Annotated in this window: 14 protein-coding genes; 13 read left to right on the plus strand and 1 reads right to left on the minus strand. The window is 52.2% G+C overall.

Features of this window, described 5'->3' with window-relative positions; genetic code table 11:
- The first annotated feature begins 77 nt into the window (after positions 1 to 77).
- From AC3ZPD_RS14595 to AC3ZPD_RS14625, 7 genes are all read left to right on the plus strand, one after another.
- A complete protein-coding gene (locus AC3ZPD_RS14595; RefSeq protein ID WP_490985010.1) occupies positions 78 to 1523 on the plus strand; it encodes a DEAD/DEAH box helicase in 1446 nt (481 codons plus the stop codon).
- A 289-nt stretch (positions 1524 to 1812) separates the two neighbouring features.
- A complete protein-coding gene (locus tag AC3ZPD_RS14600) occupies positions 1813 to 2772 on the plus strand; it encodes a M15 family metallopeptidase (protein WP_490985011.1) in 960 nt (319 codons plus the stop codon).
- A gap of 381 nt (positions 2773 to 3153) precedes the next feature.
- Positions 3154 to 3438 (plus strand): YqxI family protein, encoded by a 285-nt coding sequence (locus AC3ZPD_RS14605; RefSeq protein ID WP_490985166.1) that lies wholly within the window; start codon positions 3154 to 3156, stop codon positions 3436 to 3438.
- A gap of 29 nt (positions 3439 to 3467) precedes the next feature.
- On the plus strand, positions 3468 to 3881 hold the full coding sequence (locus AC3ZPD_RS14610; RefSeq protein WP_490985012.1) for a DUF1878 family protein: 414 nt from the start codon (positions 3468 to 3470) through the stop codon (positions 3879 to 3881).
- Between the two features lie 418 nt (positions 3882 to 4299).
- A complete protein-coding gene (locus tag AC3ZPD_RS14615; protein ID WP_490985013.1) occupies positions 4300 to 4638 on the plus strand; it encodes a DUF3243 domain-containing protein in 339 nt (112 codons plus the stop codon).
- 316 nt (positions 4639 to 4954) lie between these two features.
- Positions 4955 to 5815: an ABC transporter ATP-binding protein gene (locus AC3ZPD_RS14620; RefSeq protein ID WP_490985014.1), complete on the plus strand. Its 861-nt coding sequence runs from the start codon at positions 4955 to 4957 to the stop codon at positions 5813 to 5815.
- 288 nt (positions 5816 to 6103) lie between these two features.
- Positions 6104 to 7363, plus strand: coding sequence for a stalk domain-containing protein (locus tag AC3ZPD_RS14625; protein WP_490985167.1), 1260 nt, complete (start codon positions 6104 to 6106; stop codon positions 7361 to 7363).
- Between the two features lie 57 nt (positions 7364 to 7420).
- Here AC3ZPD_RS14625 and AC3ZPD_RS14630 read toward each other — a convergent pair whose 3' ends face one another.
- Complete coding sequence (locus AC3ZPD_RS14630; RefSeq protein ID WP_490985015.1) at positions 7421 to 7657, minus strand: DUF5316 family protein; 237 nt, start codon at positions 7655 to 7657, stop codon at positions 7421 to 7423.
- A gap of 361 nt (positions 7658 to 8018) precedes the next feature.
- Here AC3ZPD_RS14630 and AC3ZPD_RS14635 point away from each other — a divergent pair, with 361 nt between their 5' ends.
- From AC3ZPD_RS14635 to AC3ZPD_RS14660, 6 genes are all read left to right on the plus strand, one after another.
- Complete coding sequence (locus tag AC3ZPD_RS14635) at positions 8019 to 9377, plus strand: FAD-dependent oxidoreductase (RefSeq protein ID WP_490985016.1); 1359 nt, start codon at positions 8019 to 8021, stop codon at positions 9375 to 9377.
- A 139-nt stretch (positions 9378 to 9516) separates the two neighbouring features.
- Complete coding sequence (locus AC3ZPD_RS14640; RefSeq protein ID WP_490985017.1) at positions 9517 to 10194, plus strand: phosphatase PAP2 family protein; 678 nt, start codon at positions 9517 to 9519, stop codon at positions 10192 to 10194.
- Positions 10195 to 10360: 166 nt separating this feature from the next.
- Positions 10361 to 11185: a formate/nitrite transporter family protein gene (locus tag AC3ZPD_RS14645; protein ID WP_490985018.1), complete on the plus strand. Its 825-nt coding sequence runs from the start codon at positions 10361 to 10363 to the stop codon at positions 11183 to 11185.
- A gap of 371 nt (positions 11186 to 11556) precedes the next feature.
- Positions 11557 to 13629, plus strand: a complete 2073-nt coding sequence (locus AC3ZPD_RS14650) for a molybdopterin-containing oxidoreductase family protein (protein WP_490985019.1) — start codon at positions 11557 to 11559, stop codon at positions 13627 to 13629.
- A 117-nt stretch (positions 13630 to 13746) separates the two neighbouring features.
- A complete protein-coding gene (locus tag AC3ZPD_RS14655; RefSeq protein ID WP_490985020.1) occupies positions 13747 to 14967 on the plus strand; it encodes an MFS transporter in 1221 nt (406 codons plus the stop codon).
- 57 nt (positions 14968 to 15024) lie between these two features.
- Entirely contained in the window at positions 15025 to 15513 is a 489-nt protein-coding gene (locus tag AC3ZPD_RS14660; RefSeq protein WP_490985021.1) for a GNAT family N-acetyltransferase, read from the plus strand.
- Positions 15514 to 15515: the final 2 nt, after the last annotated feature.

The raw sequence follows: 15515 nt of genomic DNA on the forward strand, positions 1-15515 counted from the left end.
GTCCTTTTGATTTATGGCATTCCTTGTTACAATGTGCGTACGGACCTGAAGGTCCAGTCCACAATGAGGTGAAGGTATTGACTAATTTTGAACAGTTCGGGCTGTCGCCCGAAATGAATGAGATATTGAAAGGGCAGGGAATCGTGGTTCCCACCCCGGTGCAGGAGCAAGCGCTGCCGCTGCTGCTGGCTGGAGAAGACGTAATCGCCCAGGCGCAGACGGGTACGGGAAAAACGCTGGCTTTTCTGCTGCCCATCATGGAAAAGATCGACCCGCGCAAAAATCATCCGCAAGCCCTGGTCATTCTGCCGACCCGCGAGCTTGCGATTCAGGTAACCGCTGAAGCCCGCAAGCTGGCCGCGGCCAAGCCGGGCATCAACCTGCTTGCCGCCTACGGCGGACAGGACGTGGAGCGCCAGCTGCGCAAGCTGGAAGGCGGAACCCATCTCGTCATCGGGACCCCGGGCAGGCTGCTGGATCATATGCGCCGCGAATCGCTGTCGCTTGGCGGAGTCACGATGCTGGTGCTGGATGAAGCCGACCAGATGCTGCATATGGGTTTTCTGCAGGAGGTGGAAGCGATCATCCGCTCGATTCCGCGCAGACGGCAGAGCATGCTGTTTTCGGCAACAATGCCGGACGGCGTGCGCCGCTTGGCCAAAAATATGATGAACAGCCCCCGCGACATCCGTATTTCGTCCGACAGGGATATTCCGATCGACAATATCCGCCAGCTGGCCGTGGAATGCACGGACCGCTCGAAGCAGGATGCTTTGGTGGCGATGATCGAGCGGGACCGCCCTTATCTGGCGGTAGTTTTCTGCCGGACGAAGCGGCGTGCGAAGACGTTGAACGAAGCGCTGCAGGAGCGGGGTTACGCTTCGGACGAGCTGCATGGCGATTTGTCCCAGGCAAAACGTGAGCAGGTCATGAAATCCTTCCGCAGCGCGAAGCTGCAGCTGCTGGTCGCGACCGACGTTGCGGCGCGCGGGATCGACGTGGAAGGCGTCACCCATGTTTATAACTACGATATTCCGCAGGAAGTGGAATATTATATCCACCGGATCGGCCGGACGGGCCGCGCAGGCGGCAAAGGCCTGGCCATCACGTTTGTCGCGCCAAAGGATCTGCCGGAGCTGCGCGATATCGAGCGCACTTTGGGCATCCGCCTGCCGCGCGAGCGCTACGAGGCCTCATCGGGCCTCGTGGATAAGGCCGCTGGCGCGGCCGGGGGCCAAGCCGGCGAAACCGGGCGCGGAGCACGCGCCGAGAGCCGCCCTGGAAGAGGCGGCTCGGGGGCTCGCTCCGCGAAGCCGGGCGGCCGCCGCGGGGACGGCGGCCCGGGCAAAGGCGCCGGCCGCGGCAGCAGCGCCGGCGGAAGCGCCAGCCGCAGCGGCGGCAAGCGCGGCGGCGAAGGCAGACCGTCCGCCGGCGGTCGCGGCGGACGGCAGGATTCCCGCGGCGGCTCCAAAGGAGGCCGCGGTTCGTCTTCCGGCGGCCGCAGAGGTGGCCGCCAGCGCTAATCGCGCGGCCCTGCTTGGCCCGCCGTGCAGCGCATCCGGCGGCACGGCCTAACCGGCCGCGCCGCCGGGCCCGCATGGTCCACGGCCCGCTACTTCAAAGCCGCGCGGCCCTCGGCCCGCGTAGCGCCCCGGTCGGCCATGTCGGCCGCCGGCGAAACTTTTTCACACCCTTAACCGTGATGTTTAAGGATAAAAATGCCACAATGTCGGACAATAGAAGCGGCAAGGCTTAACGTACAGTCAGCCGGATACAACGATTAAGGTTTAGGCTTGGAGGAGGAACATAAAGATGAAATCAACGGGGTTAAAAAAGGTAACGGCAGCGGCAGCGGTGCTGCTGCTGGGGTCTATTTTGCTGACAGCCTGCGGAGGCGGAAATAGCAACGCAGATAGCGGGAATGCGGGAACCAACCAGGGCGGTATTACAGATCCTGCTACAGCTTCGGGTAACGATGCTGGTGCATCATCGGATAATTCGGCGGATCAGAGTGCAAACGCACCGGCTTCCACGGACCCCTCAGGCGATGGAAGCGGCAGCTCTGCCGGTAATTCCGGTACGACGGAACCCGATGTAGCCAGCGCCGACCCTTCCGGAGACAGCGGTTCCGGTCAGCCCGAGCAGCCCACCACAGGGTCGGGCGGCAATGCCGACCAATCCGTGGTTGCCAATCCGGACAGCGTAGCCGTACTCGTCAACAAGCAGTTTGGCCTGCCGGACGATTATGAACCGAGCGATCTTGTTTATCCGGATGTGCCTTTTACGTTTAAAGAGAAAATCGAGAAACGGAAAATGCGCAAGGTGGCCGCAGATGCGCTCGAGGAGATGTTTGCCGGAGCGAAGAAAGACGGCATCTATCTGGCCGGGGTTTCGGCTTATCGCTCCTATGACCGGCAGAAGACTATTTTTGAGAACTACGTGAAAAGAGACGGCGAAGAGAAAGCCAGAACCTACAGCGCTTATCCAGGCTACAGCGAACACGAAACCGGACTGGCGATCGACGTATCCGGCAGTGACGGCAAATGTGCGGCCGAGGATTGCTTCGGAGGCACGCCGGAAGCGGACTGGATCGCCAAACATGCACCAGAGTATGGCTTTATCGTTCGTTATCCCGAAGGTAAGGAAGACATCACCGGCTACAAATATGAGCCATGGCATATTCGTTATGTCGGCAAGGACATCGCTCAGGAAGTTGCCGAGCGCGGCATCACCCTTGAGGAATATTACAATGCGATTCCGGTCAGCAAATAAAACCGGCTTTCGCCATAAGCTGTGCTGGCTAGAAGGGCTTCCATATTGAAGTCATTAAGCCATCGCATTAGCCGTATATTCGGGCAGCAGTCCCGGATGTGCGGCTTTTTTATTGCCTCCGTTTATTCCTCATGAAATAGATAAAAATTTCAATATAATTACATTCAAGTTACTACTTTAGAATATTGAAACGTTAATAGCTGCAATACGAGAAAGAGTTAAAGGAGCAATCAATGAACACTTACTCTTGTAACTGGTTCTTTACTTCTGGGTGGCTCAGTAAGTGCGTTTGCCTCGGGTATCAATACTAATAACACAACTCAGAATCATGGCACCTTAGATATTAGGCCTACAGCCGATACTAACGTACAACCACAGGGCATAAAGAAATGGATCACTGTACAAGCAATGAAGGCTGTTGCAAAGGCATTACGATCAGGTGGAAAACTTATTGATAATATTGCAGAAGAACTTGGTGGTAAGGAGGCAACCTATTTTACAAAACATACTGATACTATTGCCGATGCATTAGATGATCTAATTGAGCGTGGCGATGTTGTCGAAGATGCTATAATAGATACTATATCAACTGCACTTATTTCTGCTGGAGTACCGAATGGAACTGCACGTACTATTGCTAGTGTATTTACTTTTTTTGCTTTCTAAATGACAACAAGGAAGTGGAGATGATATAGTTGGCCAATGAAACACTGGAAGAGAAGGTAGACAGATTAGAGTATTATATTCACCAACTTAGAGATTACATAGTTGCACCTGATCGGTTCGCTTTATGGGATTGGTCGATGTCTCATCGTCTGAATCAAGCTGAAACCCGAGGTCTTATCTCCTTAGCTAAAGAGTTCAATGCAAAAATGAAAGAGGACGATTATTATCCTACTTTAGATGAGTTTTCATCACGAATAGAAGAAATTGTGTATAAAGGTGAAAGAGAAGGTTTCACTATTGTCGTCAATAAGCTATTTTTAAAAAGTTTCTTGGAAGGGTTAGTGAAAATGGGTCCTTTCAAGGTTCTGACGGGACACTACCTGGAGCTCTTAAAAAAAGAAGACCGATCTATCCCTACAAATACAGACTCTGAGACGGAATGAAAATAGGCCGCGCTCGACGGAATAAGCCGATCTTCTGCTTACATCACTCCTTGCAGCTTTACCCATAAGCAGCCGTATATTCGGGCAGCAGTCCCGATGTGCGGCTTTTTTATTGCCTCCGTTTATTCCTCATGGTGTGAGTACAAAATTTCTGAGAACGAGATAAAGCCCTTCTATCTGCTGATGAAAAAGAAATCCGTAGCCGTGCATAAGCGCTTCTTCTTCGAGCAGCTGCCGGTCTGGATGAAGAGGCTAATGAGATCCGCAAACGTTAACCGCTCGAACATTTACCGGACCTTCGGTTCTTGAAAACTCTTTAGTTTACGCCGCCTCGATGCAGGGTAAGGAACATATGGAGCCGTACCGGGCTGCAGGGTGCCGGACTCCCTGACGTTCCATACTCGAGGAGGTAATTTCCATGTCCGAACATAATCATGTAGTGAACAAGGAAGGCGAAGTGGCTCTGAATAAAGTGGATGATGCACTGAACCGGATCGATGAAGGGCGTAAGGATGAAATCCTGAGCAGCTTTAATGAATTCAAAACCTATTTGAGCAAAAGAATCGAGCTTGCGCAAAATATCGGCTTAAACGATGAAGCCATCGCCGTTGCGGCCGAGAAAGTGGCCCGTTATTTAGCCGAGCAGGAACAGCCCCGCAACGCCGAAGAAAAACTGCTGCGCGAGCTCTGGAACGCGGGGAACAAGGAGCAGCAGCATGCGCTCGCGCATATGCTGGTAGGCATGGCTAAGGCTTAAGCGGCCGAGTCTCTTAATGCCAAAGAGATAACCAAAACCTTCGGGTGTACGGAAAGTTCCTTTCCCTCATCCGAAGGTTTTTTTGTGGAGCAAGCAAGGACGTCTTGTCCCGTGTCCCCGTTTGACCCAAAAATCATCAAATCTTCATAAAATCATCATCAAAAAGGAAAAATGTATTGACACTGATAATTATTATCAGTATGGTTATACATATAAATTGATAATCATTATCAACGGATGCTTCAAACGAATTTTATGAACGAACGTCAACGGATGATCTTATAAATTATTTTTTAGCGGAAAGGATGTTATCGCCATGGTATCTTTGCAAACAGCTCATTTGGACATTGCTTATGAGGAACGGCTAATCGTCGAGGATTTGAACATTAAAATTCCCGACGGTAAAATTACGGCGCTTGTAGGAGCCAACGGCTCCGGCAAGTCTACCATCCTCAAAACCATGGCCCGCATTCACGGACCTAAGAACGGAAGCGTGCTGCTGAACGGCAAATCGATACATAAGCAGTCTACGCGCGAAGTGGCGAAGCAGCTCGCGATTCTGCCGCAAAATCCGACGGCTCCGGACGGTTTGACGGTTTATGAGCTTGTCTCCTATGGCCGCTTTCCTTATCAAAAAGGGTTCGGCAGCATGAGCGCCGAGGACCGTCGCGTCATCGAATGGGCTATCGAAGTAACGGGCATGTCCACCTTTGCGGAACGTCCGATCGAGCAGCTTTCCGGCGGACAACGCCAGCGTGCCTGGATTGCCATGGCGCTGGCCCAGGAGACGGGCATTCTTTTCCTGGATGAACCGACAACTTTCCTGGATATGGCCCACCAGCTGGAAGTGCTGGAGCTGCTTGAAGAGCTGAATGCCGAGCAGAACCGGACGATCGTAATGGTTGTGCATGATTTGAACCATGCGTCCCGCTATGCGCAGCATATGATTGCGATTAAATCCGGCAAAGCGGTTGCGGAAGGCGCCCCTACTGAAGTCATGACACCTGAAGTGCTGCAGGAGGTATTCGGGATCGAAGCCGATATCATCCTGGATCCGCGTTCGGGCGTACCTCTTTGCCTGCCATACGGATTGTGCGGCCGCAAGCCTTCGCCGCGCGTGCAAACCGCCGAGAAGGAAGTTGCTCCTGCTGCACAGATGGCAGCGGCTTTCCGTTAATACCCGATCACGGATAAGTTCATACCGAATACGATAAGTCAGTTAAAGTAAGCAGTCTCTCTTTGCGGGAGGCTGCTTTTTTTGCTGCCAACCTTGCGAACCCATGCGCTTATTTCGTTTGTCCCCAGAGTTAGAGACTAAATTTGGAATTGAATCCTGAATTAAGTATACTAGGAACTGTTGAATAGATTCATAGGTTATAGCTTTATAGTTTTATAGATTTAGTTCAGATAGCCAGACTGATTTTGAAAAGGGGAGTTCGCTTTGAGATCTTATCCATTCAAAAAAATGATTCTGTCGTCTATGGCTGCCTCTCTGTTAGGGGCGGGGCTGGCCCCCGGTGCCGTAATTGCACCCGCCTCTGCGGCGGCCGCCCAAACGGCTGTTTCTCCCGCTATTTTGCTTGACGGGTACAACCTTCCTTTCCCGGTGCCGCCGGCCGTCAAATCCGGCACCACGATGGTGCCGTTCCGAGCGGTTGCCGAAGCCCTGCACATTACGGTTTTGTGGGACGCCAAAGCCGGAACGGTAACGGCTACTAAGAAAATGAACACCGGCGTTACGCGCAAAGTGGTGCTGAAGCAGGGCAGCAAACAGGCTGCAGTGGATGGCAAAGAGGTGGCGCTGGCTGTCGCGCCCTATTCGCAAAACGGCAGCGTGCTGGTTCCGCTCAGCTTTTTCAGCAGCCAGTTCGGCGCCGCGGTAAGCTGGAACGGGGCAAGCAAAACCGTCTTGATCCAATCTCCTGCCGAAGATCTGTACACAACCGTGTTTTACGCGCTGAATTCGTTTGCCAAACGAAGTTATATGCCTCTTTTTGACGGCGTCTCCTTTGGTTGGGCACGAATCGGGGAAGACGGCAAGTTGACGTTGGACGGGCAGGATTATTACTGGCCGGAAGCCGCCGGAGACATCACGCCGGAGTCGATTGTTGAAGGTGCGGCTGCAGCCGGGCAAGATGCCCAGCTGATGGTCGTAGGCACCGACGGCAAAGGGGAATTGACAAAGCTGCTGGAAGATCCGTCGCTGCGGGCTTCGGGTGTTTCCGATATCGTGAAGCTGGCGTCGGACAAGCATTTTTCGGGGATCACCCTGGATTTTGAAGGGCTTGGCCTTACGGGGGATGCGGCGTCGGCGGCGCAGTCTCTCAATTCGTTTGTAAAAGCATTGTCCGCAGTGGCGCATCAGGCCGGTCTTAAGCTGTCTTTGGCTTTGCACCCGTTAAACGGATCTTATAAAGGTTATGATTATAAAACGCTGGGCACTTATGCTGATGAACTGATTATCATGGCTTATGATTTTAAAAACGAATCCGGTCCCGAACCGCTGGGCAGCATCGATACGGCGATCAAGCTGGCGCTGCTGCAGGTGGACAAAAGCAAGCTGGTGCTCGGCATTTCCCTGGGCAGCGAAACGGCGGATTCCCTGCGCGGCCCCGTAGGACTGGCGAAACGGTACGGCTTGAAGGGCATTGCCTTGTGGCGGCTGACTTTGGTCAGTGATGCCGATATCCAGGCGCTTGAAAAAAGCGTCGTTTTGAACCCATAAAACATAAAACCGCAGGCTTAAAAAAATAACCCGTATACTCTACGGGTTATTTTTTGTTTATTGCACTGTTTTATGCAAAATAAATGCGGTAGCAAGGACGAGAACGGCTGCCAGGAACAGCCATCCTGTCCATTTGAGCCTTGTTTTCCTTTCATTGCCGTCCTGGTCATTAAGCCGTTCATTCGCGTTATTGGCGCGCATGCGATCTCCGCTGACCGCAGAACCGCTTAGCAGGATGGCGATGATCAGCAGAGCATAACCCGCATAAGAAAGCCATCGAATAAAAGGGTCCATGATTGCCTCCCTTTGTCTGAAGAATCATCCCCCTATTTTACCTTATTTTGGGTTCCAATGCCTGTTCTAACCTTTCCACAAAAGACCTTTGGAGGGAGGAAAGTTGATCTTTTTACCGGGATAATGGGGCCGCGCCGGGGAAAACTAAAGTATATCTTCCTGTGCAATCCACGTACATCCCAAATTTAAAATGTGAACAAAAAACGAAAGTGAAAAAAATCACTTGATATGTGAAAAAAGTCACACTATAATAAAAACATAAACAAGGTGAACACTTTCACAAATAAAATGAAACCCAGTCCCTTTCGTTTGAAAAGTCCGTTTTTATAAATTTTTAAACCCCTTGAGGAGGAATTGCAAGATGAAAATCGCAGTTATCGGATGTACCCATGCAGGCACGGCAGCTATCGTGAATACCGCAAAATTGTATCCTGAAGCCCAAATTACCGTATACGAACGGAATGACAATATTTCTTTTTTGTCCTGCGGCATCGCTCTTTACGTAGGCGGAATGGTCAAAGATCCGGCCGGTCTGTTTTATTCCTCTCCTGAGCAGCTTAAGGAGCTTGGCGTGAAGACCCTTATGCAGCATGAAGTGACCTCTGTAGATGCCAAAGGAAAAACGTTAACCGCACGCAACCTGCAAACCGGGGAAATGCTGAGCGATACGTTTGATAAATTGATTGTCACTACCGGATCATGGCCGATCGTCCCTAAATTCGAAGGCGGAGACTTGGACAATATCCTGCTGTCGAAGAACTACAACCACTCCAACACCATCATTGAAAAATCGCAAAAGGCCACCAGCATTGTGGTTGTCGGAGCCGGCTATATCGGGGTTGAGCTTGTGGAAGCCTTCCAGTTAAACGGCAAACAGGTTACTTTGATTGATGCCGAAGACCGGATCCTGAGCAAATATCTGGACGCCGAATACACGGACAAAATCGAAGCCTCCCTGCAGGAGCATGGCATCCAGCTGGCGCTTGGCGAGAAGGTGACCCGATTTGAGGGCGCGGACGGAAAAGTGAGCACGGTCATTACGGATAAAGGCAGTTATGAAGCGGATATGGTCATTTTGTGCATCGGGTTCCGCCCGAATACGGAGCTGCTGAAAGGCCAGGTGGATATGCTCAAGAACGGGGCAATCATCGTGGACAATTATATGCAAACCAGCTGCCCGGATGTTTATGCGGCCGGGGACAGCTGTGCAGTATACTACAACCCGACCCGCAAACATGCTTATATTCCGCTGGCTACCAACGCTGTCCGGATGGGGACGCTGATTGCCCGCAATCTTATTAAACCGACCGTCTCTTATATGGGTACCCAAGGCACGTCCGGCATCAAAATTTATGAAGACAACATTGCGGCTACGGGTTTGACCGAAATTTCCGCTAAGGAAGCCGGTTTGGACGTAGAAAGCGTAACGATCCATGAAAATTACCGTCCGGAATTTATGCCTACCCACGAAGAAGTGATGCTGAAGGTGGTTTTTGAAAAACAAACCCGCCGCATCGTAGGTGCGCAGCTGATGTCCAAAGCCAACCTTACGCAGTCCATCAATACCCTTTCAGTCTGCATTCAAAGCCATATGACGATGGAAGAGCTCGCCTTTGTCGACTTCTTCTTCCAGCCGCACTACAACAAACCTTGGAACTTCCTGAACACGGCGGGGCTGGCGGCTCTGCCCGAGGTTCCTTCCGTAGAGTTATCCCGCTAATTTAAAAAAATACAAAGGCGGTGCATGGCCGGACAAAAAGTCCTGCCGTGCACCGCCTTTATTTTTTTCGTTGCCACAGCTTTAAAATCACGCTAAAGTGGACAATGTATGTTTACATAGATAGAGGTGTTGCAGAGAAATGAAAGATGAGAAATTGAAAAAAGGTTTATCCTTGGCATTTCTTCTCAGCGTGCTGTGTGCTATTCTGTTTGGTGTGATTGCATGGTCGATCCGAAGAGAATGGATCGCATCTTTCGACCAGACGCTTATACAGCAGGTACAAAGCTGGGAATCGCCCGGCTTGACCCGGTTCATGGAGACGCTCAGCTGGATCGGAACAGCCAAAGTGGTTGTAGCTCTGATTGTGGTTATTATGCTGCTGTTATATTTCGTTCTTGGCCACAGGAAAGAGCTGATTTTTCTTGCAGCCGTAAGTTTGGGAGCTTACCTGCTGAATAATCTGATCAAAGCGGTCTTCAAACGTGAACGTCCCGATCTGCACCGTATCATTGAAGAAACCGGATACAGCTTTCCTAGCGGGCATTCCATGGTTTCCTTCGCCTTGTACGGTTCGCTGGCGTATTTGCTGTGGAGGCATGTTTCTTCTTGGATCGGACGGGTTATTTTACTGGTGCTGAGCGGTTTGATGATTGCAGGTATAGGTTTAAGCCGGATTTATCTTGGCGTTCATTATCCAAGCGACGTCCTTGGCGGATATCTGGCCAGCGGCTGTTGGCTGACGCTGGCGATTTGGCTGGGCGGCAAATGGATCGGCGGCAGCCGGACAAGATCTGCTGAAGGGATAGCCAATCCCTAAAAGTACGAAGCTAATGTTAGTAATATAGGTTCTATTAGGGAACAGAGCTGTGACCAACTTCACAACAGATGTAAGCGGTGCCGTGATGAATGTTACTTTTTGGTTGTAGGAGCAAGGGTACAATAAAAACAAATTTTCCAGAATGGAAACAAAAGGAGATTTTGAAATGGCTTATTACAAACCGAATGAAATTGCTGACCTCGTCGTGGATGTCGGCGTCAAGAAAGCGCGCCTTGGCCTTCTCGCCATGCTGATCTTGGGATTCCTCGGAGGTGCTTTTATCTCGCTGGGTTTCCTGCTTGATATCCGGGTTACCGCCGGAATGCCGAAAGACTGGGGCGGTCTCTCGAGCTTTATCGGGGCTGCGGTATTCCCGATCGGTCTTATTTTGGTTGTTATCGCGGGAGCCGAGCTGTTGACGGGCAACATGATGGCTGTGCCGATTGCCCGTTTTGCCAGCAAGATCAAAACAAGCGAACTCATCGGAAATCTAGTACTTATTACGCTTTCCAACTTTGTAGGTGCCATTTTTATTGCTTACTTTTTTGGGCATGTCGTGGGTTTGACGCATAGCGGCGTTTACCTGGATAAACTGGTCGATTTGGCGGGCCATAAGCTGGACGAAAGTTTTGCCCAGGCTTTCTTCTCGGGCATCGGCTGTAACTGGCTCGTAGCGCTCGCGATTTGGGGAGCCTACAGCACTGATAACACCAGCGGTAAAATTCTCGCTGTCTGGTTTCCGGTTATGGCGTTTGTTGCCATCGGCTTCCAGCACGTTGTGGCCAACATGTTCCTGATTCCGGCCGCCATCTTTGAAGGACACTTCACTTGGGGCCAATATTTCGAGAACTTCGTGCCGGTTTGGCTGGGCAATCTGGTTGGCGGCGCGATCTTCGTAGCCATGGCTTATTACCTGTCTTACCTCAAGCAGGCTCCGGTTTCGGCCAAAGCGACTACAAAACCAGCGGCCTCTAAAGGGACGCGTAAATAAACGCGTAAATAAACGCTAATAAATATCGGCTTACAAAAAAGCTTCGCGCGGGAAAACCGGGCGAAGCTTTTTTGTGTCCATTTTCAGGTAGTACATAAACAAAAAAAGAGCAGAAACCTTTCCGCAGTTCATGCGTCGTTTCTGCCTGTGCCGGGTGCACAAAAGTAGCCATGAATATCGCTTAAGGGGAAGTCACAAGATTCACGGGTTTGCTATCCAACTATCTTTTACCCGTCCAATCCAGGATTGAAACACAAAATGAATCAAGCAATAATAGAATTATAAAATTTTTTATTTTTTATCGAGACAGAGAATCGAGGGGAACCATGCAATCGGAGCCAAGGAACAATACACGAACATCGCTTAGGAAAATGACGGAGCAGGAAAATGGCGTTTTTCCCGCGGTTTGTCCTCTGGATTGCCCGGATACCTGCGGTCTGCTGCTGCACAAGCAAAACGGCAAAATTATAAAAATCGAAGGCGATCCGGCGCATCCGATTACAGCCGGCGCGATCTGCAACAAGGTCCGGAGCATGACGGAACGGGTTTATCATAAACAACGGGTTTTATACCCGCTTAGACGGATCGGCCCGAAAGGGGAAGGACGGTTTGAGCGGATCACCTGGGAAGAAGCGCTTGCCGAAATTGCCGGCAGGTACAAGCAGCTTGTTCAAGAGCACGGGGCTGAATCGATCTTGCCCTATAACTTTTACGGAAATATGGGTTATTTGAGCGTTCAGGGCATGGACCGCAGATTTTTTAACCGGCTTGGGGCTTCCAAACTGCAGAGAAGCATCTGCAATTCGGCCGGAACGGTCGGCTGGAATTACACGATGGGGTTTGGCGGCGGCGTCGGTCCGGAGGATGCGGCAAAAGCGAAGCTGTTTATCGTGTGGGGCGGCAATATCGTCAGCACCTCGATGCATAAATTCATGCTGATCGAGAAAGCGCGCAAGCAGGGAGCCAAGCTGGTCGTGATCGATGTCCACAAAAACAAAACGGGCGACCGCGCCGACTGGTTCATTCCGGTACATCCCGGCACGGACACGGCGCTGGCGCTGGGTCTGATGCACGTGCTTTTTGCCCGGGGATTAACGGATGAGGCATTTCTGGCGGCCAACACGGTGGGGCATGAAGAGCTGTGCGAGCATGTGAAGGCCTACCCGCCGGAGCTGGTCTCCGAAATCACGGGCGTACCTGCTGATGACATCGTCAAGCTGGCGCTGCTGTATGCGGAAACCTCCCCGGCCTACATCCACATCGGCAACGGGCTGCAGCATCATGACAACGGCGGCATGGCCGTTCGTACGATCGCCTGCTTGCCAGCTTTGACTGGGGCATGGAAGGTCGCGGGCGGCGGGGCTTTCAAATCCAATGCGGCTTATGCCGCCGTAAACGGGGATGCGCTTGAACAGTCGCAGCTCCGGGAAAACAAGCAGGTACGGACCGTCAATATGGTCCGGATCGGGGAAGCGCTGCTGGAGCTGACGCCGAAGATCCGCTCCTTGTTCGTATACTGCGCCAATCCGGCCGTGGTGGCGCCGGATACCGAAAAGGTGCAGGCCGGGCTGCGGCGGGAGGATTTGTTTACGGTCGTGCACGACCTGTTTCTGACGGATACGGCGAAATATGCCGATCTCGTGCTGCCGGCCACCTCTACTTTTGAAAATACCGATTTGTACAGCTCCTATTGGCATCCCTACATGCAGCTGCAGGAGCCCGTTATTCCGGCTGAAGGGGAAAGCAAAAGCAACTTTGAGCTGTTTAAGCTGCTGGCCGAGGCGATGGGGTTTGAAGAGCCGGCTTTCCGGGAAACGGAGGAGGATCTGATCCGTCAGGCCCTGGATTACGCGCCAAATCCTTATTTGGACGGCGTAACGCTGGACAAGCTGCAAGAGCGGCGTTTCGTGAAACTCAAGATGGAGCCGCAGAGCCGTTATCTGGAGCAGCTGACCACGCCTTCCGGCAAAATCGAGCTGTACTCGCAGCGCATGGAGGAAGCGGGGCTGCCGCCTCTGCCTGTCTATATGCCGCTGACGGAAGGATTTGACGGAAGCCGGCGTCCGGGAAGCGGCGATTTGTATCCGCTGATGTTCATCAGCCCGCCGAACCACAGCTTTCTGAATTCGACCTTCTCCAATGTGGAGAAGCTGGCAACCCTGGAGAAGGAGCCCGTGCTGCAGATTCACCCGGAGGATGCGGAGGAAAGATCCATACGGGATGGAGACCGGGTAGTGATCTGGAACGACCGGGGCGGCTTTGAGGCGGCAGCTTCTGTCACGGAGCGGATGCTGCCGGGGACAGTGGTCAGCCAAGGACTCTGGTGGGGCGAGGACGGAAAACGGACGCGCGCCAACGCTTTAACCTCGGACCGGCTGGCCGATATGGGGGGCGGAGCGACCTTTTTTTCAACAGTGGTCGAAATCAAGCTTAAGGCCCTTTAGAAACCGGGAAGATTTGCTTGCCGCTGCAGGATATTTGCGCCATACTGAAAGCTGGATGACATTGGAATCCGGAACCAGCTATAACGATTACAACGAGAATATAGGAGCTTTATGCAGATGAAATGGTTGCAGAATTATCCGCGGGAAGTCAAAGTCTTCCTGGTGGCAAGCCTGATTAATTCGGCCGGCGGCTCGCTGATGTGGCCGCTGATTACGATGTTTATCTTCAAGGAACTGGGCCGGAGCATGACGGATGCGGGGCTTGTTATTCTGGTGCAGAATATCGGCGGCATTGCGGGACAGATTCTCGGGGGTGCGCTGTATCACCGGGTCGGCGTGAAACGCCTGATCGTGGGATCGCTTGTTTTTAACGCGGCGGGCCTGCTTATTTTGCCTTACGGGGCAGCGTCAAACTGGTATTTATTTATGGTTCTTATGCTGATTATCGGCTTTACCAACGCGATGTCCATGCCGGCCATTCAGGCGTTTATCGGCTTCCGCTTTACGGAGCAAAGAGCCGAGCTGTTTAACGTCGTTTATGTGGCGAATAATATCGGGGTGGCCCTGGGGACTGCTTTGAGTGGCGTGCTTGCTAGGATTTCCTATAATTTGAGCTTTATGGCCAACGGGGTTACTTCCCTGGTGTTTGCTTTTTTCTTCCTGGTGTATTTATCCCGGGTAGAGCATGAACAGGGCGATCTCAAGGTCGGAAAACGCCGAAAATCGACCGGTGGTCACCGCCCGCTTGAACTGCTTTCGGATTACCGGATTTATTTGTTTATGGGGATGGGCTCGCTGTTTCTATGGCTGGCCAACAGCATTTGGAACAACGGCGTATCGCCCTATACGATTTCGATGGGGATGCCGGAGTGGAGATACAGCATTTTGTGGACGTTAAACGGGATATTGATCTTTGCGGCTCAGCCGCTTGTTTCGTGGATTCGCCGCTTTTGCGCCGGAACGCCGCAGCGCCAGATGCTGGCGAGCGGTTTTTTCTACCTGCTGGCTTATGTCTGCATACTGGCGTTCCACAGCTATTCGGCCATGGCGTTTGCGATGGTGTTGGCCACGCTTGGCGAAATGCTGATTTCGCCGGCCATTCCTGCGTTCATTTCGGAGCATACCGGAAGGACGGCCCCTTTTTACCTTGGATTCGTTGGCGGGATGGGGTTTGCGGGACGGGTAATCGGCCCTTATGCGATGGGCGTTTTGTATGACTGGGACGGACTCACGCCTGTGGCCTGGCTTGCGGTGCTGATTGCCGTGCTGTCGATCGCGGGTTTTGCCGTTCATGCGGCCATAAACCGGGACAAAAAGGCGTTATATGAGCCGGGCTGAAGAACGGGCGATAAGGTAAAGATTTAGAAGATCAGAAGGTTTTGGAGGCGAAGAAAAGTGTCAGAGGAAATAGGAATCCGGTTGTCCGAGCTTAGGGATGCCGGGGATCTGATAGACATTGATGAGCGGGTGTGGTCTCCGGTGATTACGCCGGGTCCGAAAGTTAGAAAAACGAAAGAGCAGTATTTGCGGCAGTGCCCGCCGGGCAGCCAGCTTGTAGCATATATCGGCGAAAAAGCGGTCGGGTACCTCGGTTTCCACCACCCAACGGGTTTGGAGAGCAACCGGCATGTTTATGAAATGGATATCGCGATCCATCCGGATTACCAGAAACGCGGCATCGGTCAAAAGCTGATCGAAGCGTTGAAGCAGAAAGCCAAGGAAGACGGCGTAAGGAAAATCTCCCTGCGCGTGCTGAGCACCAACACTTCGGCTATGGCTTTCTATGAGCGCTGCGGATTCCGCGTACAAGGCGTGCTGACGGAGGAGTTTTGGCTGGACGGCAGGTTTGTAGACGATATTTTGATGTGGTGTCCGGTTTCTTAAGG

This window comes from Paenibacillus mobilis (assembly GCF_058267595.1).

Coding starts and splice junctions, on each gene's coding strand:
- AC3ZPD_RS14600 (WP_490985011.1), top strand. CDS start 1,813: ATGAAATCAACGGGGTTAAAAAAGGTAACGGCAGCGGCAGCGGTGCTG.
- AC3ZPD_RS14615 (WP_490985013.1), top strand. CDS start 4,300: ATGTCCGAACATAATCATGTAGTGAACAAGGAAGGCGAAGTGGCTCTG.
- AC3ZPD_RS14620 (WP_490985014.1), top strand. CDS start 4,955: ATGGTATCTTTGCAAACAGCTCATTTGGACATTGCTTATGAGGAACGG.
- AC3ZPD_RS14625 (WP_490985167.1), top strand. CDS start 6,104: ATGATTCTGTCGTCTATGGCTGCCTCTCTGTTAGGGGCGGGGCTGGCC.
- AC3ZPD_RS14630 (WP_490985015.1), bottom strand. CDS start 7,657: ATGGACCCTTTTATTCGATGGCTTTCTTATGCGGGTTATGCTCTGCTG.
- AC3ZPD_RS14635 (WP_490985016.1), top strand. CDS start 8,019: ATGAAAATCGCAGTTATCGGATGTACCCATGCAGGCACGGCAGCTATC.
- AC3ZPD_RS14640 (WP_490985017.1), top strand. CDS start 9,517: ATGAAAGATGAGAAATTGAAAAAAGGTTTATCCTTGGCATTTCTTCTC.
- AC3ZPD_RS14645 (WP_490985018.1), top strand. CDS start 10,361: ATGGCTTATTACAAACCGAATGAAATTGCTGACCTCGTCGTGGATGTC.
- AC3ZPD_RS14650 (WP_490985019.1), top strand. CDS start 11,557: ATGACGGAGCAGGAAAATGGCGTTTTTCCCGCGGTTTGTCCTCTGGAT.
- AC3ZPD_RS14655 (WP_490985020.1), top strand. CDS start 13,747: ATGAAATGGTTGCAGAATTATCCGCGGGAAGTCAAAGTCTTCCTGGTG.